Genomic DNA, 24,393 nt, shown 5'->3' with positions numbered 1-24,393 from the left:
CCGATGATCAATCGCAAGGCCATCGGCTATATCACCGCTAACTACTCTTCGACCTACGGCAGCGTGCTGCTCAAGGATCGCCCCATCGCGTCCGTTCCGTTTTTGGGCCGCTACCGCCTGATCGACTTTCCGCTGTCCAACATGATGAATGCCGGCATTAAGACCGTCGGCGTTGTCATGCCGGGCAACTACCGCTCGCTGATCGACCACGTGGGCTCGGGCAAGGACTGGGGCCTGGACCGCAAGAAGGGCGGCCTGTTCATGGTGCCCGGCAACGCGTATGGCACCACCAAGGGCGGCATGCGCTTCTTGCTCCGCGACATCATCTCCAACAAGACGCTGTTCCAGCGCTCGGACAAGCCCTATGTTGTGATGATGGGCACCAACGTCATCTTTAACATGGACCTCAACACCATTATCGAGGCGCACGAGAAATCCGGTGCCCAGATGACCGTGGTGTACTGCAAGGCCACGCACAACGTCGAAGACGAGACCAAGCTCGATATCAACGAGAACGGCCGCCTGACGGGCGTAAGCTCCGGCGTCGCGTACGGCGACAACGCCTCTATGGACTGCTGCATCGTCAACCGCGAGACGCTGCTCGAGATTATCGACCACTACCAAGCCGCCGACTATCTGGACCTGCTCGAGGCGCTCCAGGGCGACTTTGGCAACATCGACGTGTGCAGCTATGAGTACAAGGGCGAGGTCGTGGGCGTGTTTAGCGAGAAGTCGCTGTATCGTCGCAGCATGGACCTGCTCGACCAGACCGTGGCCGATCAGCTCTTTGACCCCGAGCGCCCGATCCTGACCAAGGCCCACGACGTGCCGCCTTCGCGTTACGCGACCGGCAGCCACGCCTGCAACTCGATCATCTCGGCCGGCTGCATCATCAAGGGCACCGTGCGCAACTCGATCCTGTCGCGCGGCGTTGTGATCGAGGAAGGCGCCTCAGTGACCAACTCGATCATCAACCAGAGCTGCATCATCAAGAGCGGCGCCCGTGTTGAGAACGCCATCTTGGACAAGAACAACGTGGTTCCCACCAACACCGAGCTTCGCGGTACGCCCGAGAACATCCTGGTGCTGGGCAAGGCTCCGTTAACGTCCGATACCACCATCGCTCGTTAACGTTGGCACCACATAATCGCACGTAACTTGTAGAATAGTCGCCCGGTTAGCGCCAGGCGGCTATTCTCGAATTGCAACATGGGAGACATAATGGCACAAACCAGCAAAAAGATGCAGATCGTGTTTGCCTCGGCCGAGTGCGCGCCGTTTGTTAAGACCGGCGGCTTGGGTGACGTGGCGGGCTCGCTGCCTGCGGCACTTGTGCGCGCTGGCGCCGAAGTCATTGTGATGGTGCCCAAGTACGCCACCATCAAGGACGAGTACAAGGCGCAGATGGAGCACTTTGCCGACTTTTACGTGAGCCTGAGCTGGCGCAACGAGTACTGCGGGTTGGAGAAGCTCGAGCACGACGGCGTCACCTATATGTTCGTGGACAACGAGCACTACTTTGCGCGCGACTATCCCTACGGCTTCTTTGACGACGGCGAGCGCTTCGCGTTTTTCTCCAAGGCCATCACCGAGAGCCTGCAGCACCTGCCCGAAGGCTTTGAGTGCGACATCCTGCACTGCAACGACTGGCAGACGGCGCTGGCGCCCGTGTTCTTGCGAGAGTTCTACCAAGGCCTGCCGCTGTACGACCGCGTCAAGACCGTGTTCTCGATCCACAATGTGGCGTTCCAGGGTCAGTTTAGCGACACCGTGATGGAAGACATACTGGGTATGGCGCATATTCCGGCAGCCGCCACGCAGTTGCGCTGTGATGCCTGCAGCATTAACTATATGCTGGGCGCGCTGCACTATGCCGATGCCATCACCACGGTGAGCCCCACCTATGCGGGCGAGATCCAGACGCCCGAGTTTGGCGAGGGCCTGGACGGCGTGCTGCGTGAGCGTTCGTACGCTCTGCAGGGTATCCTCAACGGCATTGACGTTGTGGGGTTTGATCCGGCGACCGACAAGCGCATTGCCGCCAACTACACGGTTGATGACCGCGCGGGGAAGGCCGTATGTAAGGCCAAACTGCAGGAGGAGTTGGGGCTCGAGATTCGCGACGACCGACCGCTTATGGTGATGGTCACGCGCCTGACGCGACAGAAGGGCATGGACCTGGTCATGTACGCGCTCGACCGCATCCTGTCCGGTGGCGTTCAGGTGGCCGTGCTGGGTACCGGCGACCGCGACTACGAGGACGGCCTTCGCTACTTCCAGGGCAAATACCCCGGCACCATGGCGGCGCGTATCGAGTTTGACCCGGCGCTTTCGCAGCGCATGTACGCCGCCGCCGATATGTTCCTGATGCCTTCGAAGTTTGAGCCCTGTGGCCTGTCGCAGATCATCGCCATGCGCTACGGCACCCTGCCCATTGTGCGCGAGACCGGTGGCCTGAAGGACACCGTGCAACCGTACAACGAGTTTACCGGCGAGGGCACGGGCTTCTCATTTAGTCACTTTAACGGCGACGAGATGGGCGACGCGGTGTTCCGCGCGGCTCGCCTGTTCTGGGATAACCGCGAGGCCTGGAATCAGCTGGTCACGCAGGCCATGAGCCAGGACTTTAGCTGGACACGTTCGGCCGATAAGTATCTGGACCTGTACTTCTTTATGCACCCGGAGATTGAGAGGCCGGTGGCGGTGGAGGCTGCTGAGGCTGTGGAGGAGCCGGCTGCCGCTGAGGCCGAGCCTGCGGCACCCGTTAAGGAGCCCGCTGCTGCCGAGGCCGAGCCTGCGGCACCCGTTAAGGAGCCGGTTGCTGCCGAGGCCGAGCCTGCGGCACCCGTTAAGGAGCCCGCTGCTGCCGAGGAGCCCAAGGCCGAGGAGAAGCCGGCTGACGATGGCGAGGTAAAGCCCACGGCGAAGCCTGCCGCCAAGAAGACGACGACCCGCAAGACAACGGCTAAGAAGGCCACCACTGCCAAGGCAACCACCACGCGTAAGCGTACGACCGCCGCTGCCAAGAAGGCCGTCGAAGCCGAGGCCGCTCCCGAGGTAAAGGCCGAGGCCACTGCTGGGGCTACCACTGCCGAGGCTAAGACCGTGGCAAAGACCGCGACTAAGACCGCGGCCAAGAAGACGACCGCGACCAAGACCGCAACCAAGACCGCAACCGCCAAGAAGGCCACGGCTACGAAGTCGCCGGCGACCAAGGCTGCTACGACGAAGGCCGCCGCGAAGACGGCCCCGAAGGCTGCTGCAAAGCCCGCCGTCAAGGTCGAGGAGGCACCCTCCGAGCCCAAGGCCAAGGCAGCTGTCGAGGCAAAGTCGGCCGCCAAGACCACCACACGCAAGCGCGCCACGACAACGGCCAAAAAGGCTACGACCAAGACAGCCGCTCCCAAGGCAGAGGCTAAAGCCAATGACAAACCCGCAGTAAAGGCCGAGCCGGAACCGAAGGCCGCCGAGGTCAAGACCGCTCCGAAGGCTACGGCAAAGACCGAACCCGCCAAGAAGGCCCCGGTCTCCCCCGCCGCTCCAGCCGAGGAAAAGGCTCCGACCAAGAAGACCTCCGTCCGCAAGGCAACGGCCACCCGCAAGCGCCGCTAGCCCACAGACGATCTAAAACCTAATAAAAACCCTAAACAAGGGGCGCTCCAACCGGGCGCCCCTTCTCTGTAGATAGTTGGTAAAACGATTTTCTAGGACAACCGTTCGCCGATAGTGAGCGACTGTAGTTTATACAACTAAAGTGCAACGGATATACTTATGCACTGTGCGTTAAGCCCATGACCCGCTGGCCATGATTGTATAGAACTGGACCGTACTATGAGATTGATACACAACAGCCGCCTGACGCAGTTTCGCACTCCTTTTGGCGCTGTGACCACTGGAACTTCCGTTTCGCTTTCGGTGATTTTGGAGGATGCCGATCCCAACCAGGCAACGCTCACCCTGCGCACCTGGGTCGACGGCATCGGAGAGACCTTGATCCCCATGGAGCACAAGGGCGATGGCATCTTTACCGGTGAGCTCAACTGCGACGAGCCCTGTCTTGTATGGTACAGCTTTATATGCAATATCGAAGGCCAGCCCGAGGTCCGCTTGGGTGCGCCGCAGGGTCGCACCGGCGGCGAGGGCGTTGTATACAACTACGCCGAGGTTCCGTCCTTCCAGATTACCGTCTACAAGCACCGCGAAAACCGTCCCACCTGGTACGAGCACGGCATGGTCTACCAGATCTTCCCCGACCGCTACGCCCGCGACGAAAACTGGCGCGAACGCACGCTGGCCGAGGTCGAAAAACCGCGTAAGGGAATCCAGCGTCGCATGGTCGAGGACTGGAACGAGCCGCCCGTGTACGAGCGTGCCGAGGACGGCTCCATCAAGACCTGGGATTTTTACGGCGGCTCGCTCAAGGGTATCCAAAATGATCTGCCCCGCATGGCCGAACTGGGCTTTACGGCCATCTACCTCAACCCAATCTTTGAGGCCGCAAGCAACCACCGCTACGACACAGCCGATTACACCAAGATCGACCCGATTCTGGGAACCGAGCAGGACTTTACGGAGCTGTGCGAGGCGGCCGAGAAGCTCGGCATTTCCATCATCCTGGACGGCGTCTTCAACCATACGGGCGACGACTCGATCTACTTTAACCGCTACGGCAACTATCCCGGCGTCGGCGCGTGGCAGAGCGAGGACTCCCCGTGGCGCGATGCGTTTACCTTCCACGAGGACGGTTCGTATGACTGCTGGTGGGGCGTGAGCAACATGCCCGCCCTCAACGAGAATTCCGAGCTCGTGCGTAAAAAGCTTCTGGGCAAGGACGGCGTCATTCGCAAGTGGCTGCGCGCCGGTGCCCACGGCTGGCGACTCGATGTGGCCGACGAACTTTCTGATGACTTCCTGGCCGATATCAAGGCCGCCGTGCTCGAAGAGAAGCCCGATGCGCTGCTGCTCGGCGAAGTCTGGGAGGACGCCTCCAACAAGATCAGCTATGGCCATCTGCGCCGTTATCTGCAGGGCTCCGAACTCGATTCCGCCATGGACTACCCCTTCCGCGACATGGTCATCGGCTTTTTGATGGGATACAGAGATGCCTATCAGGCTGCCGAGGACATCGAGACACTGCGCGAGAATTACCCGCGCGAGGCACTGGCCTGCGCGCTCAATCTGCTTTCGAGCCACGACCGTCCGCGCATTATCTCGGTGCTCGGCGGTGGTCCCGACGAGTCGCAGCTACCCGAGAGCGAGCGTAGCAAATGGCGCTTGGACGAGAACTCCATGGACCTGGCCAAGAGGCGCTTTTGGTTGGCGACGCTCATGCAGATGACCTTCCCCGGCGTGCCCTCGATCTATTATGGCGATGAGTACGGCCTGGAGGGCCTCACCGATCCGGGCAACCGCCGTACCCTGCCGACAAAGGACCAGCTCCACGATTTCGATACGTTGGCCATCGTGAAGAACGCATCCGCCCTGCGCCGCGCGTTGCCTTTTATGGTTGACGGCGAGATCAAGGCCTTCGCGCTTAACGACGACGTCCTAGCCTACAACCGCACGGGCAAGGATGGCGAGGCTGCGACTGTTATCTTCAATCGCAGCCTGCGCAATTCGCACCGCGTGACGATTCCGGCGCTCGGTGAATGCGCGAGCGACGTGATCAGCGGTCACGAGTGCGAGATCCACAACGGCACGGTCACGCTCGATCTGTACCCGCTGGGCTCTTCGATCATCTATCACCATGCCGAGAGGCGCCTGCAGGAGCCGCTCGATCATGGCGCGGGCGTCGTGTGCCACATCACCTCGGTGCCGACTGACGATGGCAAGCCGGGTACGATCGGCGCACCCACGCGCCGCTTTATCGACCACCTGGCCGCCATGGGCATGCGCTACTGGCAGGTCTTGCCCGTCAACCCGACGGATTTCTTCCGCTCCCCCTATGCCGGACCCTCGGCTTTTGCGGGTAACATCGACCTGCTGCCCGAGAGTCACGAGGAGCTGGCCGCCGACTTCGCTTCTTGGAAGGCCCACGGTGGCGAAGATGCCGACCCGCTGTACACCGCGTTTAAACATCGCAATGCCGATTGGCTCGAGAAGTACTGCGTTTACATGGCCGTTAAGAAATACTTTGAGGGCGAGTCGCGCCACAATTGGCCGGCAGATGTCGCGCGCTACAACGAGCATCTGATCGACGACAAGCGCTTCCACGACGAGGCCGAGCTTCAGGCGTACATGCAGTACCGCTTTGACCTGGCTTGGTGCGAGCTCATGAACTATGCGCACAAGAAGGGCATCGAGGTCATCGGCGATATCCCGATGTATGTGTCGGACGATTCGGCAGATGCGTGGAGCGAGCCCGAGAACTTCTGGCTGTCCGATACCGGCAAGGCAATCGAGATCTCCGGTGCGCCGCCCGACAACTTTGCGCCCGAAGGTCAGGTGTGGGGAAACCCCACCTTCCGCTGGGATCACATGAAGGGGAGCGGCTATCGCTGGTGGCTCGATCGCCTGCGCCGAGCGTTCGCGCTCTACGACCGCGTGCGCCTGGACCACTTCCTGGGCTTCCACAACTACTTTAGCATTCCCGCTGGCAAAGCCTGTGCCGACGGCCGCTGGCTTGCTGGTCCGGGCAAGGACCTGTTCCAGACCGCCTACGACGAGCTGGGTCCGCTCAATTTTATTGCCGAGGATCTGGGCTATCTGACGCCTGGCGTTCGCGCTATGGCTTCGACCTGCGGTTTTCCCGGCATGGACGTACTGGAGTTTAGTGACTACGACGTTCGCTGCGGAATTCATCCCACGCCGGACAAAATCCTGTACACCTCGACGCACGACACTTCGACGCTCGCTGGGTGGTGCACGCGCTCCTTTGCAGGCGGCGACGAGCCGAGTGGTGCTGAGGTGGCGGCCAAGCTGATGGGCGACGCACTCGCAAGCGATGCTCCGCTCGTTATGATGCCGCTGCAGGATGTGCTGGGGCTGGGCGACGACGCACGTATGAACGTGCCGGGAGTAGCCACAGGCAACTGGACGTGGCAGGCACAAGAGGCAGACGTTGCGGAGGCCGAAGAGAAAACTGCGAAGCTCCTGCGCAGCACCCATAGATTCTGGGGCGAAGCGTGATAAAACCCCCGATATGGGGTACAGTTACAAACGTTTGAATTTTTGCGGGCAGAGCGATCTGCCCGCTTTGTGCTGAAAAGGAAGTATTATGGCGCGCTACGAATATAAGTGCACGAGCTGCGGCAACGTTTTTGAGGTTGAGCACCCCATGTCCGAGACTCCCGAGGTCGTATGCCCCAGCTGCGGCGCCCCGGCATCCAAGACGTTCTCGGCCAGCGGCATTAAGTTCGACGGCAGCGGTTTCTACAACACCGACCAGCGCAGTGGCGGGTCCAGCACCAGCGCCACCAGTGGCTGCTGCGCCGACTGCCCACATAACCACTAGCGACAAGCGGCCCCGACACCCAGGCTTCCTGATGAGTTGCGGTGAAATAGTTCCTGAATCAGCCCTTTCAACGGCAAAACAGGATCCATTTCACCGCAACTTTTCTTTAGATGGGATTTCGGGCTGATGCTAAGTTTGTAACATTTCAAAACCCTGCCGGATTACGGGGCCGAATTGGCAACCTCTATCCATTCCGGTAATTTGCAAATTTCAACAAACCATCTACCTGCAGTTTTATTTAGGCCATTCTTGCTGTGGTCAGGCATTACCAATCTTGCCCCGTAATCCGCTCTACTTTTGATAGCAGCAAGTATGAAACGGGGCTATTTTTCCCACTCTTTAGCTAATTTGGGACGGGGCTTTTTTAGCTGCCCCAGCTGATAACGCAAATGTTTGGCCGACGAGCGGCCAGGGCAGCTAAAAAAGCCCCGTCCCAAATTAGCTACCCTTGGAATCCGTTTTACTTGCGGACCAGTCTGGCGCAGAAGTGGCCGTCGTAGGAATCGGCGTTTGCGGGGACGCTCTGGAAAAGTCCACGGTCGTTCTGGCGTACCGATACGAGTTTCTTGGCCTGGGCGAACTCGGGCAGCTGCAGAATCTGGGCTTCGGAGAGCGGCGCCACGGTAAAGCCGGCGCCCTCGGGAGAGGCTAGGAACGCATCAACGACCTGCGTGTTCTCCTCGTCGAAGACCGAGCAGGTGGCATAGATAAGCTCACCGCCGGCAGCCACGCGCGCGGCTGCTTCCTTGAGCATCGTCAGCTGCAGGCGGGGCAGCTCAGTCGTAACGTCGCCCTCGGTCAGACGCCACGGTATCTCGGGATGACGGCGCATGGTGCCGGTGCCCGAGCACGGAGCATCGATAAACACCGTGTCGAACAGGACAGGCTCGCCAAGCATCGCGTCAAAGGACGTGAGCACCTCATTCAGCTCGCAGGCATCGCCCGACACCGTACGAACACCCGTAATACCCGCCTTATGCAGACGTGCGAGATTCTGGTCGCACTTGCGGTCGTGCAAATCGAGTGCGGTGTGCTGACGGTCGTAACCGGCACGTTTGGCCTGGCACATCATCACATAGGTCTTGGTGCCACGACCGGCGCCAATCTCTAGACAACGCCCCGGACGCGTCGCCGCGGTAGCGATGAGCTGGGCGTTAAGGTCCGAGGCCACGGCGGCTGCGCGCTCAAACACACCCGACGCAACCGTGGCCTGCGCGTCGACCGGCGCATGGCAACCCGGGAACACGGGTGCCACAAGCTGCGAAATGTACGGATCGGGTTTGGTTGCAAAGGCATTCTCGTGCAAAGCCAGCGGCGCGGGCGCCAGATTGCCGGCAAAGCCGAGCGCGCCCTCGGGTGTATCGAACGACGCCATAATGCGAGCGCACAGCCAGCGCGGCATGCCCATCAGGCGAGATAGGCGAACCAAACGGCGCTCGGACTCATCGGCATCCGCCGCAGTGGCAAAGTCCTCGACGTTGTCCGCAACCTTATGAAGCACGGCGTTCGCCAGACCGGCGGCAGACTTAGCACCGCTGCGCACGAGCTCAACGCCCTGACTCACCGCAACGCGACCCGGGGTATGCAGGTAGAGCATCTCGAAGGCCGAGATACGAAGTGCCATGCGCACACGAGGCGCGACCTTTTTGGGCTTATCGAGAAACTGATCGAGCAACTCGTCCAAAATACCCTGCGTGGCGGCAACACCCAGCGCCAAGCGGGCGGCAAAAGCGGAATCGCGCTGGTCAATAGCCTTGGCCGATGCGCGAGAGGACAGCACGTCACGCGCATACATGCCGCGGCGATCGGCCTCCATGAGCACATCGAGCGCAAGCTTGCGCGCGGGAGAAAGCTTACTCATGACAAAACACCCCACGAAAGATCCGCACCCTGCAGGCCGGCAGCCCAGGCAGAAGCAGCCATAGCACGCTTACCATCGGGCTTAACCTCGAGCAGTTCGACCGCGCCATCGGACAGGCCCAGGTAGACGAGCTTGGCCTGAACGGCGACGAGCCCCTCGCCAAGCGATACATCTGCCGGCGCGGCATCGAGCACGCGCACGGTCTTGCCGGCAATCACGCAGCGAGCGGGAGCGGTGTCGGAAGAGGCAAGCACATGACGCACGCAATCAAGCGCCCCCATCTGCGGATCCAGACGCATCTCCTGCTTGGAAATCTTGGCAGCATGCGTGACAAGGAGCTCATCCTGCTCAGTCCAAACAGCCGACCCGTCGGCAAGCGAGGGAAGCGTATCGGCAAGCAACTTACCGCCCAGCTCACCAAGCTCCATGGTCAGTGCCTCGGCATGTTTACCGGCAACCGAGGTCGACACTTGCGCGCAATAAGCGCCCGTATCCACGCCATGCCCAATGCGCATAATGGAAACGCCAGCAACCTCGTCACCAGCAAGAATGGCACGCTGAATGGGAGCGGCGCCACGCCAACGGGGCAGCAGCGAAGCATGAACATTCACAATACCGAGCGGCGCCATATGCAGCACCTCATCGGGCAAAATGCAGCCATAGGCAGCCACACAGAAAATATCGGCATCAGCAGCCTTAAGGCGATCAATAACATCCGGCGTCATACGATTTGCCTCAACAACGGGCAGACCAAGCTCAAGCGCCTTGGCCTTAACAGGAGACGGCTCCAGCTTTTTACCACGCCCGCGAACAGCATCGGGACGCGTAATTACCAGCGCAATCTCATTCCCAGCCTCAACAAGCGAAGTCAGCGACGGCACCGCGAAATCGGGCGTACCCATAAACACAATACGCATAAAGAACGTCTCCCCTCAAACAAAACCGAGACGGCTCCAAATAACAGCGGAAAGCCAAGTCGCCAGCCCATCCGCAATAACATTTCAACAAGAACAAATATACCCAAAACCAAAGAAAGAGCCGCAATAAAAGCAGCTCTTCCGACAAAGCAATTATCAGCGAAGACGCCCCTCCCTGGCCCGACGGCACCCGGGCGAACCGAGCCAAGAACTAGTAGTCCCTGGGGCTGGCCGCCTATATATCATCCCGTGCTCAAACATTCTCGCTTCGCTGCGAAACTGCGCGCGGGACGATATATAGGCGGCCAGCCCCAGGGACGGACGACCTTATTCAGTCTCGCCCGGTCGAGCGCCGCGGGCCAGGGCGTCCTGGTACTCCTTGACGGCCTTGATGCGCTGCATCGGCTTGAGTCGCTCGAACATGGTGTTGCCGTGCAGGTGATCGATCTCGTGCTGCAGGCACACGCAGAACAGGTCGCCCGAGGCCTCATAGCGAATCAGGTTGGCGTCCAGATCGTATGCCTCGACAACGACATGGTCGGGACGCTCGATCTCGCAGCTAATGCCGGGGATGGAAAGGCAGCCCTCGCTAAACGGCACCAGGTGGTCGCTCTGCTCAACAATGACAGGGTTGATGAGCACGTACGGGTCATAGTCGTTCTTGTCGGTGTAGTCGCAGTCGATGGTGACGAGCTGGATGAGCTCGCCGATCTGCGGGGCGGCCAGGCCGCAACCGCCGTTGTCGAACATCATCTTCTTCATCTTCTCGGCAAGCGCCTCGATCGCCGGGGTGATCTCCTCGATGACGGCGCACTCCTGACGCAAACGAGGGTCGGGCGACAATACGATTCCGTTGGCTTCCATGGCCATCCTTTCGGGTTGTTACATCAAATCATAGGCGTCGACGTCAACGCTCACGCTCACGCCGCGCACGGAGCCCACCTCTTTGAGGCAGGCGTCGATATCATCAGAGACATGGTACCCTACCGGCGACTTTACAAGCAGATGGAAGCGATAACGGTCTTTGGCTCTCTCGATTACACACGAAGCGGGGCCCAGCACCTGGGGCACGGCGCTCCCCGCTCGCAAAAAGTCGGGCGCGGCGGCATGCCAGCGGCGCTTGAGAAGCTTTGCGATGCGCCCAATGTAGTCCTGCGCGTCATCCGCGTTCGCCGACCACACCAAGATGTTGACAAGACGCACGAAAGGCGGGTACAGCGCGTCGCGGCGCTGGTCCAGGTCGTAATCGGTAAAGATCGAACGATCGTGCTCGGCGACGGCGCGAATGACCGGGTCCTCGGGCAGGTAGGTCTGGATGATAACCTCGCCGGGACGATCGCCGCGACCGGCGCGACCGGCGACCTGTTCCAGCAAATCGTAGGCGCGCTCCCCCGCCCTAAAATCGGGCAGCTTTAACGCAAAGTCGGCATTGACCACGCCCACGAGCGTAACCTCGGGAAAATCGAGGCCCTTGGCAATCATCTGGGTACCCAGCAGCACCGCACAATCGGCGGCATCGAACTGCTCGAGTAGTTTTTTGTGCGCATCCTTGCCGCGTGTGGAATCGGCGTCCATGCGAATGATGGCGACATCCTCGGGCATCATCTGGTGCAGGGCGTCCTCGATCTGCTGCGTACCCAGCCCCATTTTTGCCAGGTAGCGGCTGCCGCACTTGGGACAACGACTCGTGGGCGCCGGATAGGGCTGCACGCGCCAGGACGATCCGCAGGTGTGGCACTGCAGCGTGTGCGTGCGCTCGTGGTACGTGAGCGCGGTAGAACAGTGGTTGCAGGTGGGGACGCAGCCGCACTCACGGCACATCAAAAACGGCGCAAAACCGCGGCGATTGTGCAGCAGTACGGCCTTCTCGCGGCGCTCGACCACGCGTTCCAAGCCCTCCATCAGCGGTTTTGAGAACATGGAGCGACTGCCGTGCGCGAACTCGCGGCGCAGATCGGCAATGCGGACCGTGGGCAGCACAGCGTGTCCCGGGCGCTCGGGCATCTCGACGCGCGTCCAGGTGGCACCGTTGTACATACCGCGGCGACAGCGGTCGAGGGCCTCGGCCGAGGGCGTGGCGGAGCCCAACACGAGCGGGCACCGATAGCGGCGCGCCATCTCGGCAGCCACCTCGCGCGCATGGTAGCGCGGGCTGGAGCCCTGCTTGTAGCTGGTCTCGTGCTCCTCGTCGATGATGATGAGGCCAAGATCGCTGAGCGGGCAAAAGAGCGCCGAGCGGGCGCCCACGACCACGCGCGCGGCACCGCTGGCAACCATATCCCACTGGTCCAGACGCTCGCCGGCCGAAAGACGCGAGTGGAAGACTGCGACCGTCTCGCCAAAGCGCGAGCGAAAGCGGCCGACGGTCTGGGCCGTCAGCGAGATCTCGGGCACGAGCACGCAGACCGAACGGCCGGCCGCCAGCACGCGCTCAATAGCCGAAAGGTAAACCTCGGTTTTACCGGAACCGGTGACGCCATCGACAAGGACCACGTCGCCATGGGCATCAAGGCGGGCGCGTTCAATCTGGGCGAGCGCCTGCTGCTGGCCGTTGGTAAGAGAGACTGGCGCCTTGCCGCATGCCGAGGACAACGTGGTCTGCTCGCTACACCCACGCCAGGCGCGGCGCTCCTCCACCACCACGACGCCGCGTTTTTCGAGCGCTTTAATGGTTGCCGACATGCTGTTGTAGAGCAGGTTGAGGTCGCGCGTCGTGACCGGGCCGCATTGGAGCGCGTCGATGAGCTGACGCTGACGGACCGCTGTCTTGGGCGGCGTGTAGTCGAAACCCTCGGGCGTGAGCATGACCCAACGGTTTTGGATGGGTTTTACGGCGGGGCGCTCAACGGTCCACACGCCGTCATCGCCCTTTACGACACGCGGACTGCCGTACGGAGGCAAGAACAGACGCAGGCACTCGGAAAGCGTCGCGACGTACTCGTGGCTCATCCAGCGCGCAATGCGTGCAGCCTCGGCGGTAAAGAGCGGCTTGCTGAGGATGGCCTCGATGGGCTTGATGCGCAAGGGGTCGAGGGTGTCGTTGCCTTGCAGGTCGCCCAGCTCGGGCGCAATATCGACGATATAGCCCGCGGCCGCACGGTTGCCAAAGTGGACCAGGACCGTGGATCCGATCTGGGCATCGTTGGCAAGGGGCTGCGGGATGCCGTAGTCGAATGGCTCGGAGAGCGCACGGGTCGGGATGTCGAGGACCACGCTCGCGTAGGCGGAGACGGGTTCGGGTGCGGGCTCGGGCTGCGCCGGGGCGGCGGCAGGGGCCGCGGACTTCGGAGCTTCCTTAGGTTCCGGCGAACCAAACAGCGACAGTTGCTCGGCCATGGACTCTGCACCTCCCATCCCATACGTCTTTAGAAACAAGAGCCCCGCTCGGGTGAACGGGGCTCGGATACATGCGTTTGCGCAGCTGCTACAGCGCCATCGTACGGGCGCGGTCGATACGCGCCAGGCAGTCGTCGCGGCCGACGAGCGCCATGGTCTCGCCCAGCGGGGGGCTCACCATGTTACCGCAGACGGCGACGCGCACAGCTTGGAACACCACGCGCTTCTTGAGGTCCATCTGCTCGGGCAGCGGCTCAAGCGCGGCGTCGATGTTGGCAGCCGTCCACTCATCCACGCCCTCGAGCGCGGCCTTGGCGGCATCCAGAATGGCGCCCATGCCTTCCTTGGCCAAACCCTTGTTGACAGACTTCTCGTCATACTCGAGCGTCTCGGCCGTGGCAAAGATGGGGGCGGCGACGGTCACGGCGTCGACCGGCATCTTGGTGCGCGGCTTGACGATGGCGGCAAGCGCGTCGATCCAGCCCTCGCCGTACTCGATGTTACCCTCGATCATACCGGCCTCGTGCAGCTCGGGGATCATGATCTCGTCGGCAAACTGGGCGTCGGACATGTTGTTGATGTACTCGGCATTGACCCAATCGAGCTTTTTGGGGTCGAAGGTCGCCGGGTTCTTAGAAATGCGGTCGAGCGAGAACTTACTGGCCAGGACATCGCGCGGGATGATCGTGGTCTCGCCGTCGAGCGACCAGCCGAGCAGCGCCAGGTAGTTAACGAACGCGTCGGACAGGTAGCCGGCGTCGCGGTACTCCTCCACCGAGGTGGCGCCGTGGCGTTTAGAGAGCTTCTTGCCGTCGGCACCCAAGATCATGGAGATGTGGGCGAACGTGGGAACGGGCGCGCCGAGGGCCTCGTAAACCATGACCTGGCGCGGGGTGTTGGACAGATGGTCATCGCCGCGGATGACATGGGTGATCTTCATCATGGCGTCGTCGACGACGGTCGCGAAGTTATACGTGGGCGTGCCATCGGAGCGGAAGATGACAAAGTCGTCGAGCTCCTTGGCGTCGAAGGTCACCTCGCCGTGGACGGCGTCGTGGATGACGACATCGCCGCGGTCCTCGGGCACCTTGATGCGAAGGACGTAGGGCTCGCCGGCCTCGATGCGGCGGCGTGCCTCCTCGGGATCGAGATCGCGACAGCGGCGCTGGTAGCCCTGGAAGGGGTCTTTACGCTCCTGGGCGGCCTTACGGTCGGCATCGAGCTGCTCCTTGGTGCAGAAGCAGGGATAGGCCTTGCCCTCGTCCCAGAGCTTCTGGGCGGCCTGCTTGTACAGGTCCAGGCGCTCGGTCTGGGCATAGGGGCCAAAGTCGCCGCCAACCTCGGGGCCCTCGTCCCAGTCCAGGCCCAGCCAACGCATAGCGCGCAGAATGATCTGCGTGTTCTCGTCGGTAGAGCGGGTGGGATCGGTGTCGTCGATGCGCAGGATGAACGTGCCGCCGTTTGCGCGGGCAAAAGCCCAGTTATAGATAGCGGTGCGGGCGCCGCCGATGTGCAGCTTGCCCGTCGGTGAGGGTGCAAAGCGGACGCGAACGTCTGATGCCATGGAAATCTCCTCGATTGCAGGATGGATGTCTAACCGCACCAGTATAAAGCAACAATGCCCACCTCCGCACAAAGGGCACCGACCCAGTCATCGAAGCCGGGTAGCTATTTTGGGACGGGGCTTTTTTAGCTGCCCCGGCTGATTGTTTGCTGGTTTAGCCGATAGCCTGCCGGGGTAGCTAAAAAAGCCCCGTCCCAAATTAGCTACCTAATGAGTAGGTGCGGAAAGGGTGTGAATGTTGGATTTACGCGCTATGATGTGCCCCTGCATACAGAGCCCGGCGGAATGGTAACGGTCGCTGGGACACGTTATTCGAAAGGACAATCATGTCAGAAGAGCTTCGTTCCATCCCGCCCCAGCAGGGGTCTTTTGTGTTTACGTCGGAGTCGGTGACCGAAGGCCATCCCGATAAGATCGCCGACCAGATCAGCGATGCCGTCCTCGACGCAATCCTCGCCAAAGAAATAGAGCTGCAGGAGCAGGGCTATATTGCGCCCAACGGCGTGCCCGCCAACGTTGAAAACGTCCGCTGCGCCTGCGAGACCCTCGTGACCACCGGCACCGTCATCGTCGCCGGAGAGATTCGCACCCAGGCATACGTCGACGTGCAGGAAATCGCCCGTGGCGTCATCCGCCGCATCGGCTACAACCGCGCCAAGTTTGGCTTTGACTGCGATACCTGCGGCGTCATGAGCCTCATCCACGAGCAGTCCCCCGATATCGCCCAGGGCGTCGACGAGTCATTTGAGACCCAGACCGGCGCCACCACCGACCCGATCGACCTGATCGGTGCCGGCGACCAGGGCATGATGTTTGGCTACGCCTCCAACGAGACCAAGACCCTCATGCCCATGCCGCACTACCTGGCAAGCCGCCTGGCGGAACGCCTGTCCGCCGTGCGCCACGACGGAACCCTGCCCTATCTTCGCCCCGACGGCAAGACCCAGGTCACCGTGCGCTACGAGGACGGAAAGCCCGTGGAGGTCACAACCATCGTCATCTCCACGCAGCACGCTGCCGAAGTTGAGGACATGGGCAAGATCAAGGCCGACCTCATCGAGCATGTCATCGCACCCGTCATGGATGCCGAGAACATGCCGTGGGATGGCGCCGATATCTATGTGAACCCCACCGGACGCTTTGTCGTGGGCGGCCCCATGGGCGACACGGGCCTGACCGGCCGCAAGATCATCGTCGACACCTACGGCGGCTACGGCCGTCACGGCGGCGGCGCCTTTAGCGGCAAGGACTGCACCAAGGTCGACCGCTCTGCCGCGTACGCCGCTCGCTGGGTCGCCAAGAACGTAGTCGCCGCCGGTCTGGCCGATCGCTGCGAGGTCGAGCTGGCCTACGCCATCGGCGTGTCCAAGCCGCTGTCGATCATGGTCGACACCTTTGGCACCGCGCATATTGCCGAGGACAAGATCGTCGAGGCCGTGGAGAAGACCTTTGACCTGCGCCCGGGCGCAATCATCCGCGACCTGGACCTGCGTCGCCCCATCTATGAAAAGACCGCAGCCTACGGTCACTTTGGCCGCGAAGACGCCGACTTTACCTGGGAGAAAACGGACCGCATCGACGAACTCAAAGCAGCCTGCGGCCTGTAAGCTAACGAGAAAAGCCACAGCCAAATAAAAACGCACCAAAAAGAGGTACCGGAACAACCGTTACCTCTTTTTTATTAACCGGTGGTGAAGATATTTCGTTATGCAATGCATGACGCGTCACCAGCTAATGAATTTTGCGCACGCGCACTTCTACCATGTATCCTTAGTCCCGAGGGGCGGGGCATAAGGTCGATCGCGAGTTCCGCACGAGCCGGAGAGCACTTAATGTGCTCTCCGTGCGAGCAGGACTGTCCGAGCAGGCGACCTTATGCCCCGCCCCTCGGGACGACAGGATAGAAAAGGAGCAGCCATGGCAGGCAAGCCGCAAACACTAGCTACGACCTCGGCATTCGAAATCTTGGGCCCCATCATGGTCGGCCCCAGCTCATCGCACACCGCCGGCGCCCTGCGTTGTGCCCAGGTTGCCGCCAGCCTGCTGGAAGGCCGCATCACCAAGGTCACCTTTGGCCTGTGGAACTCCTTTGCCCACACCTACCGCGGCCATGGCACCGACCGCGCACTCGTCGCGGGCATCTTGGGCCTCGATACCGACGACGAGAACATCAAGCAGGCCTTTGACCTCGCGCGCGAGCGGGGCCTCAGCTATCACTTTGACATTAAGGGCGACGATGCCTCCATCCACCCCAACACCGTCGACATCGACATGGTCGATGACACGGGCGCCACGGCGCAGGTCCGCGGCGAGAGCCTTGGCGGCGGCAAGATGCGCATCAGCCGCATCAACGGCGTCGGCGTCGATATCTCGGGCATGTATTCCACCCTGTTTGTGGCGCACCAGGACGTCCCCGGCGTTCTCGCCGCGCTCACGAACCAGCTCGCCTACGCACACGTAAACATTGCCTTCTGCCGCACCTACCGAACCGAGATAGGCGGCCAAGCTTATTCCGTATTTGAGACCGACGGCACCCCCGATGACATCGTCGTTCCCATGCTACGCATGCTCGACCATGTCGATTACGCCACCTTCATTGAGCTTCCCGGCTCGGCCTCATCGCTCTCCCCCGGCGTTTCCGCCAAGGAAATCTTCGACGATGGCGAACAGCTCCTCGACGCCTGCGCCGAACTGGGCCTCAACATTGGCGCCGTCATGGCCGTACGCGAAGCCCGCCTGACCGGCGAGCAGCACGCCGTCGCCGCCATGCGCCGCGTACTCGAGGTCATGCGCGAGGAGACAACGGCGCCCATCGCCGCACCGCAGCGCTCGCTCGGCGGGCTTATCGGCGGCGAGGCAAAACTCGTCGACGCCACACGCCGCAACGATCTGAGCACAAACCTGATGGGCGCCGTCCAAACCGAGGCCGTAGCCCGCGCTATGGCTGTGCTTGAGCGCTCTGCCACCATGGGCGTCATCGTCGCCGCCCCCACGGCCGGCTCTGCGGGCGTCGTGCCCGGCTGCGTGTTGGCGCTCGCCGACCATCTACAGCTCGATGACGAACAGGTCATGGACGCACTCTACTGCTCTGCCGCGATTGGTCTCAACCTCACCACAAGTGCCTGCGTCGCCGGTGCCGAAGGCGGATGTCAGGCTGAGGTGGGTAGCGCCGCCGCCATGGCCGCTGCCGCGCTAGTCCAGATGCTGGGCGGCACGCCCGAGCAGGCACTCGACGCTAGCTCTATCGCACTGAGCAATCTGCTTGGTCTTGTATGCGATCCCGTGGGCGGCCTTGTCGAAGTGCCATGCCAAAACCGCAACGCGATCGGCGTGGCGGCCGCATTTAGCTCGGCGCAGCTCGCCCTTGCCGGCATTAAGAGCCTGGTGCCGTTTGACCAGATGGCACATGTGATGCTCTCCGTTGGACATGCACTTCCAACTACGCTACGAGAGACGGCCAAGGGCGGCATCGCACAAGCTCCCGCAGCACTTTCGGCTTGCGCTAAATGCGGCGTGTGCGGATAAAGACCAGTCCAAAACAAGAGGTGGGACAAATGTCCAGCCTCTTGCCAATGCCACCGTTTCAATACCACAAACAACAGGGTAATCGCTATAATGCAAGCCCAGTAAAAACACGATGAGCCGCAAGGCGAAACTCGAAGGATATGCATACGATGTCGCACAACGATCGAACTCAACTGATTCCCGATCCGCAGCAGCCGAGCAGGCACACCGGCGGCGTTCAGCCGCCGCGTCCTATCGGGCCGAGCCGCGATCAGCAGCGTGGTGCGGCAAACGCTTCCCAACGCCCGAACCAGCAGCGCCAGCAACGTCAGCAGCACCAGGCAAACGGCAATGCGCCCAAGCAGCCCCCCACGCACGCTCGAGGCGATCGCGGCCCCGCGCGCAAACCCGCCAAAAACAATAAGTCGGGCAAAAAGACGACGCTCTTTGTCGTCCTGGGTCTTATTGTCATTGTCTATATTGTAGGCATCGTAGCGTTTTCGCAGGTAGCCTACCCCAACACCACCATTGCCGGCGTCGACGTCTCGTTCTCCAACGCTTCGTCTGCTGCCACTAAGGTCAACTCGGCATGGAAGCACTATAAGCTCACCGTGACAGGCGACGACTTTAACTGGACCTATCAGCCCGAGTCCGATGAACCCATCGTCGACGGCGAAGCTGCCGCAAAAGAAATCATCAGCCGCAACGAAGCCTTTATATGGCCGGTCCGCCTTGTGGAATCCTTAAGCGGCAAGACCAAAACAATCGCTACCTCCAACGAAGTCGATCTTGAACAAGACGTCGACCTGTCCATGCTCTCTGACACCTTTGACCAAAAGAAGTTTGAGGAGGATCTGGGCGCCGCCATTGACGAGTTTAACGAGGGCCGTTCGGGTACGTTCGAGGCCAATAGCTCCTATGACGAGCAAGCCGGCAAGTTTACCGTCGAGAAGGCGCGCTCCAACGAAAAACTCAACCGCGAGCATGTCATTAAGTATGCCGAGCTCGAGCTTGCCTCGCTGGCCGAGACCGTAGATCTTTCCAAGCTCGGCAACGATGCCTATGAGCCGCTCAATGAAACGCTGACCAATGATCAGATTCAGGCCGCATGCGATGCCGCCAACAACTTCTTGGGCGTCAACGTGACCCTCAAGCTCAACGGTGAGGATGCCGGCAAGGTCGACGGTAGCTCCGTGTTGCAGTGGATCAGCTTTGCCGACCCGGCCAACCCCACACTCGATACGTCGCAGATCAGTAGCTGGGCAGCCGAGCTCGCCAACGGCTTTAATACCGTGGGCACCACCCGCTGGTGGACGCGTGCCGACGGCAAAGAATGTGCCGTCGAGGGCGGTGACTTTGGCTGGTCCATCGACAGCAGCTCGCTCGCCAAGCAGGTAGAGGACGCCATTAACAACAAGCAGACCGGCGAAATCGAGATTAAGTACTCCCAGAAGGCCGACACCTATACCGCAAAGGGAGAGCCCGACTGGAAGGCGTATATCGACGTCGACCTGTCCGAGCAGCACGCGCGCTACTATGACGAGAACGGTAATATCGTGTGGGAAGCCAACTTTATCTCGGGCAAACCGGGAGAGGATGCCACCCCCGAGGGCGTTTGGCAGATCAATAGCAATGACGGCGCAAGCAAGCTCATCGGTGCCAAAGACCCAAAGACCGGAAAACCAAAATACGAAAGCCCCGTGTCATATTGGATGCCGTTTGAAGGCAACATGGTTGGTTTCCATGATGCAACATGGCAAAACGATCAGAGCTTTGACGACCCAAATTCGTACAAATGGTGCGGCAGCCACGGTTGCATCAACTTGCGTCTGGCCGATGCCAAGGCACTCCACGATTGCATCAACGTAGGCCTATGCGTGGTCGTGCACTCGTAGGGAAACACGCCTTCGCACAACGGGGAACTGACGCTCCAATCTAACAGTTCCGAAAGAATCCGCCATATGCGCCCGCTTCTCGCGACGGGCGCATATACTTATCGAAGAACTTTCTATAAAGGAGACGCCATGTCGAATGTCCCCACCATCACCCCGGGACCGAATGATACCGAGCGAGCGCCCGAGGGTGCCACCGAAACGCTTCCCCTCATAACAAACATGCGCGCCACACAGCAAAACGGCAGCACAAGCGATGCAACCGAGATTTCTGACGAAGAGGCCTACGCCAAGCTCAAGGCGAAGCGTGCCGAGCGTCGGCGCAAAAAGCTCATCCGACGCGGCATTGCGGCCGGCGTCGTGGCCGCCATTGTGCTCATCGCCGTTGTCGTAACCTTCGTCATTAACGCACGGCCCGCAGGTACCAACGGGCCGGTGACCGACATGGTCACCGAGGGTACATTTACGACCACCGTCGAGGCTAAAGGCCAGCTCAAGCCTATCTCGGCTTCGGTGGTCTCCCCTTCTATCGACGGCACGGTGGCATCGATCAACGTATCAGCCGGCCAGTCCGTTAACGAGGGCGATGTGCTCATGACCATTAAAAATGACGAGCTCGATCGCAACGTTGCCGAGGCGCAGCGCGCGGTGGCGGCGGCACAGGAAGACCTCGCCAACGCGCAGAAAGCGGTAGCTGCCGCCCAAGCCGCTCCGGCGACTGACACAGATGCGGCAGGCGCAAGTGGCGCCAGCGGCAGCACCGGCACGAGTGCCGACACGAGCGCCATCTCGAGCGCCCAACGTAACCTGGCCTCGGCCCAGGCGACCCTGGACCAGGCCAACGCCAAAGCCGCCGAGCGCACTGTGACCGCGCCCAGCTCGGGCAGCATCGTCGAGCTCAACGCCAAGGTCGGCGCCACGGTGACGGGCGGCATGATTATGGGCGAAGGCGATACGACCGGCGGCAAGCAGTGCATGCAGATCGCTGACCTCTCCAAGATGAAGGTCACCGTTCAGGTGGGCGAAAAGGATATCGCCAAGATCGCAGTGGGCCAGAGCGCCAACGTTACCTATCCGGCCTTTCCCGATATCGTGAGCCAGGGAACGGTCACGACAATCGCTTCGGTGGCAAACTCCGACTCCACCTACGGTGGCGGCGGTAGCGTGACCTATAACGTCGATATTTTGATTGACGCGCCCGACGCGCGCCTCAAGCCGGGCATGACCGCCGAGGTCTCGGTGGTAACCGAGCAGCTCGACGATGTGGTGATGGTGCCGACCATGGCGCTCATGACCGAGGATGGCGAGCACTATTACGTCAACGTGGCAACCGACGGTGAAGGCAAGGAGATGCGCCGCGTGAAGGTGACCATTGTGACGCAAAACGAAAACGACGCCGTGGTCGGCAAGACGCAGGTCAAGCGCGACGACCAGGGCAATGAGATCAACGCAGACGTACCGGTTACCAAGCTGCGCGACGGCGACACCCTCATCGTGGACACCGGCGCAGGCATGACGGCCGACGGCGACGACTCTGGCAGCATGTCTGCCGACGAGGGCTTGTAATGCGTCCCGTCATCAACATCCGCAACGTGCATCGCATTTTTGAGAGCGAGGCCGGCTGCGCCCATATCCTGCATAACGTGAGCCTGGCAGTGAATCCCGGCGAATTCGTGGCCATTACCGGCCCTTCTGGCTCGGGCAAGTCAACGCTCATGAACATCCTGGGCTGCCTGGACAAGCCAACGGCAGGCGATTATTACCTGCAGGGCCTCAACGTGGCGGAGCTCGACGATGACGAGCTCACCGAAGTCCGCGCCCTGAGCATCGGCTTTGTCTTTCAGAGCTTTAACCTGCTGCCGCGCCTATCGGTCATCGAAAACGTCATGCTGCCGCTGTCGTACACCAACGTGCCGCGGGCTCAGCGTGAGATGCGCGCCGTTCATGCGCTGCAAGCCGTCACGCTGCCGGTCGACCACTGGGACCACCGCATCTCCGAGCTCTCAGGCGGACAGATGCAGAGGGTTGCCATCGCGCGCGCCCTCGTCAACGACCCGCCCATCATCCTGGCGGACGAGCCGACGGGAAACCTGGACTCCGCCACCGGAGCGCTCGTGATGGAGACCTTCCACAAACTCCAGGAACGTGGCAAGACCATTGTGCTCATCACGCATGATCCCGGTATCGCCGCCGAGGCCGACCGTGCCGTAACCATTCGCGACGGCCGAATCCACGACGGCGCGTACATCGCGCACGCACCGCAGACCCTGCACGGCGCCATTGATAACCTGCCCATGATTTCCGCACACGCCAATCCGACGAAAGGAGTGAAGGCATGAGCACGTGCGACCTTATCCAAGAAGCCCTTCACTCCCTCGAGGCCAACAAGGGACGCAGCCTACTCACCATCCTGGGCATTGTTATTGGCATCGCCTCCGTCATTGCCATGACCTCGCTTATCGGCGGTATCCAAAACAGCCTGGTCAACAGCCTGGGCCTCAACGCCGCGCGTATGGTGCAGATTTATTCGTCGCAAGAGCTCACCGAGTCGGACGTTGAGAAGCTTCGCAAGATGGTGCCGCAGATCGAGCAGATCGGTATCGTGGACAGTGCCTATACCGAGTACAAGGCCGGTGACAAAAGCTATAACGTCATGGCGCAGGGCGTCGATAGCGACATGCTCGACGCAGTGGGAGCCAGCAAGCTCGTCGCGGGGCGCACCTATACCCAGGCTGAGTCCCAATCTGGCGCACGCGTGGCGCTCATCAGCCGCGGCGGCGCGGACCAGCTGTACGGCAACGAACAGGACGCGCTCGGCAAGACCATCAAGGTGTCGAACGGCGAGGTGCAGATTATCGGCGTTATCGACGGCGGCAGCGACTCCATGGGCTCACTCACGCTCTACATGCCGCGCGAGACCATCTCGGGCCTCTTTGGCGACGAGAACCCGTCTTTTCCCAGCGTAACGGCGCTCGCCGCCGAGGGTACGGACATGGATGAGCTGTGCAAGATGATTGAATCCAAGGTGCGCAGCATGAAGGACATCGCGGATGACGACGAATATGACAGCGTGTCGGCGACCTCAATGAAAAGCGCCATCGACGCCCTCAACTCCTTTATGGGCGCGTTTTCGCTCATCATGGGCGCCGTTGCCAGCATTTCGCTGCTCGTGGGCGGTATCGGCATCATGAACATGATGCTCACCAATGTGACCGAACGCATCCGCGAGATCGGTATTCGTCGAGCCTTGGGTGCCAGCCGTCGAGATATCACCGCACAGTTTTTGGCCGAGTCTTCGGCGCTGTGCATCACCGGCGGTCTGCTAGGTGTCCTGATTGGCTACCTGCTTGCCTGGGGCCTAGCGATGTTCGCCGCGGGTTCCGGCGTGCTTGGCGAACTCGGTGCCAGCGGTACCATAACGCCGAGTTTTTCGATCGCCACGGTGCTGCTGGCCTTTGCGGTCTCCGTCGGCATCGGCGTAATCTTTGGCTTCTACCCCGCCCGCCGGGCCGCAAAACTCGACCCCGTGGAGTGCCTGCGCTACCAGTAATGCAATCCCCCCCCCTGAGTTGCGGTGAAATAGGGAGTGTTTTAGCCGTTAAAAGGCCTATTCAGTCCTTATTTCACCGCAACTCGGAGGGGATAAGGCGGTAGTGTCGAGAAAGTTGGTGTAGTGCCCGATCCGAAGCGAGTCGGCCCGGCGTCCCAGAATCTGGAATACGGTTGATATCCTATGCCGCCTCGACCCTGTCCGCTGTTAGCGTCAATCTATTTTTCACCAGTTTCGCTAAACAGGCGCGCCGTTCGCGCAAAGGCGGTTTCACCGGTTGCGCTAACGTATTTTCACCGATTCCGGTCACGGCTCG

The 24,393-nt window shown here is 61.1% G+C and carries 15 protein-coding genes; 10 read left to right on the top strand and 5 right to left on the bottom strand.

Annotated elements, in window-relative coordinates; genetic code table 11:
• The first annotated feature begins 3 nt into the window (after positions 1 to 3).
• The 4 genes from glgD (at position 4) to ACTQXM_RS07655 (ending at position 7,453) form a co-directional block, all read left to right on the top strand.
• Positions 4 to 1,131, top strand: coding sequence for a glucose-1-phosphate adenylyltransferase subunit GlgD (gene glgD, locus ACTQXM_RS07670; RefSeq protein WP_441063618.1), 1,128 nt, complete (start codon positions 4 to 6; stop codon positions 1,129 to 1,131).
• Between the two features lie 90 nt (positions 1,132 to 1,221).
• Complete coding sequence (gene glgA / locus ACTQXM_RS07665) at positions 1,222 to 3,612, top strand: glycogen synthase GlgA (protein ID WP_441537487.1); 2,391 nt, start codon at positions 1,222 to 1,224, stop codon at positions 3,610 to 3,612.
• 219 nt (positions 3,613 to 3,831) lie between these two features.
• Positions 3,832 to 7,128 (top strand): 4-alpha-glucanotransferase, encoded by a 3,297-nt coding sequence (locus tag ACTQXM_RS07660; RefSeq protein WP_441537486.1) that lies wholly within the window; start codon positions 3,832 to 3,834, stop codon positions 7,126 to 7,128.
• Between the two features lie 88 nt (positions 7,129 to 7,216).
• A complete protein-coding gene (locus ACTQXM_RS07655) occupies positions 7,217 to 7,453 on the top strand; it encodes an FmdB family zinc ribbon protein (RefSeq protein WP_154518065.1) in 237 nt (78 codons plus the stop codon).
• A gap of 460 nt (positions 7,454 to 7,913) precedes the next feature.
• On the opposite strand, the gene ACTQXM_RS07650 is transcribed toward ACTQXM_RS07655, so the two are convergent.
• From ACTQXM_RS07650 to gltX, 5 genes are all read right to left on the bottom strand, one after another.
• Positions 7,914 to 9,314 carry an RsmB/NOP family class I SAM-dependent RNA methyltransferase gene (locus ACTQXM_RS07650; protein WP_441537485.1) on the bottom strand — a complete coding sequence of 467 codons (1,401 nt, stop codon included), beginning with the start codon at positions 9,312 to 9,314 and terminating at the stop codon, positions 7,914 to 7,916.
• Positions 9,311 to 10,231, bottom strand: coding sequence for a methionyl-tRNA formyltransferase (gene fmt / locus ACTQXM_RS07645; RefSeq protein ID WP_441537484.1), 921 nt, complete (start codon positions 10,229 to 10,231; stop codon positions 9,311 to 9,313). The genes ACTQXM_RS07650 and fmt overlap by 4 nt, the downstream gene beginning before the upstream one ends.
• A 327-nt stretch (positions 10,232 to 10,558) precedes the next feature.
• Positions 10,559 to 11,095, bottom strand: a complete 537-nt coding sequence (def, locus tag ACTQXM_RS07640; RefSeq protein ID WP_118449363.1) for a peptide deformylase — start codon at positions 11,093 to 11,095, stop codon at positions 10,559 to 10,561.
• A gap of 18 nt (positions 11,096 to 11,113) precedes the next feature.
• Positions 11,114 to 13,567, bottom strand: coding sequence for a replication restart helicase PriA (gene priA, locus ACTQXM_RS07635; RefSeq protein WP_441537483.1), 2,454 nt, complete (start codon positions 13,565 to 13,567; stop codon positions 11,114 to 11,116).
• 88 nt (positions 13,568 to 13,655) lie between these two features.
• Positions 13,656 to 15,131: a glutamate--tRNA ligase gene (gene gltX, locus ACTQXM_RS07630; protein ID WP_441537482.1), complete on the bottom strand. Its 1,476-nt coding sequence runs from the start codon at positions 15,129 to 15,131 to the stop codon at positions 13,656 to 13,658.
• 326 nt (positions 15,132 to 15,457) lie between these two features.
• Between gltX and metK the strand changes: the two genes are divergently transcribed.
• From metK to ACTQXM_RS07600, 6 genes are all read left to right on the top strand, one after another.
• The gene (metK, locus tag ACTQXM_RS07625; protein WP_427728191.1) at positions 15,458 to 16,738 is read left to right on the top strand and encodes a methionine adenosyltransferase; all 1,281 of its coding nucleotides are present in this window, start codon (positions 15,458 to 15,460) and stop codon (positions 16,736 to 16,738) included.
• Between the two features lie 310 nt (positions 16,739 to 17,048).
• A complete protein-coding gene (gene sdaAA, locus ACTQXM_RS07620) occupies positions 17,049 to 18,656 on the top strand; it encodes an L-serine ammonia-lyase, iron-sulfur-dependent, subunit alpha (RefSeq protein ID WP_441537481.1) in 1,608 nt (535 codons plus the stop codon).
• Between the two features lie 140 nt (positions 18,657 to 18,796).
• A complete protein-coding gene (locus ACTQXM_RS07615) occupies positions 18,797 to 20,530 on the top strand; it encodes a L,D-transpeptidase (protein ID WP_441547637.1) in 1,734 nt (577 codons plus the stop codon).
• Positions 20,531 to 20,659: 129 nt separating this feature from the next.
• On the top strand, positions 20,660 to 22,093 hold the full coding sequence (locus ACTQXM_RS07610) for an efflux RND transporter periplasmic adaptor subunit (protein WP_441537479.1): 1,434 nt from the start codon (positions 20,660 to 20,662) through the stop codon (positions 22,091 to 22,093).
• The gene (locus ACTQXM_RS07605; RefSeq protein ID WP_427717357.1) at positions 22,093 to 22,866 is read left to right on the top strand and encodes an ABC transporter ATP-binding protein; all 774 of its coding nucleotides are present in this window, start codon (positions 22,093 to 22,095) and stop codon (positions 22,864 to 22,866) included. Before ACTQXM_RS07610 ends, ACTQXM_RS07605 begins: the two co-directional genes overlap by 1 nt.
• Positions 22,863 to 24,077: an ABC transporter permease gene (locus tag ACTQXM_RS07600; RefSeq protein ID WP_441537478.1), complete on the top strand. Its 1,215-nt coding sequence runs from the start codon at positions 22,863 to 22,865 to the stop codon at positions 24,075 to 24,077. Before ACTQXM_RS07605 ends, ACTQXM_RS07600 begins: the two co-directional genes overlap by 4 nt.
• Positions 24,078 to 24,393 lie beyond the last annotated feature (316 nt).

This window comes from Collinsella sp. LCP19S3_D3 (assembly GCF_052121455.1).
In the GTDB taxonomy this organism is placed as follows: domain Bacteria; phylum Actinomycetota; class Coriobacteriia; order Coriobacteriales; family Coriobacteriaceae; genus Collinsella.
The sequence above is the reverse complement of the archived record's forward strand: the minus strand, read 5'-3'. Positions and strand labels throughout refer to the sequence as shown.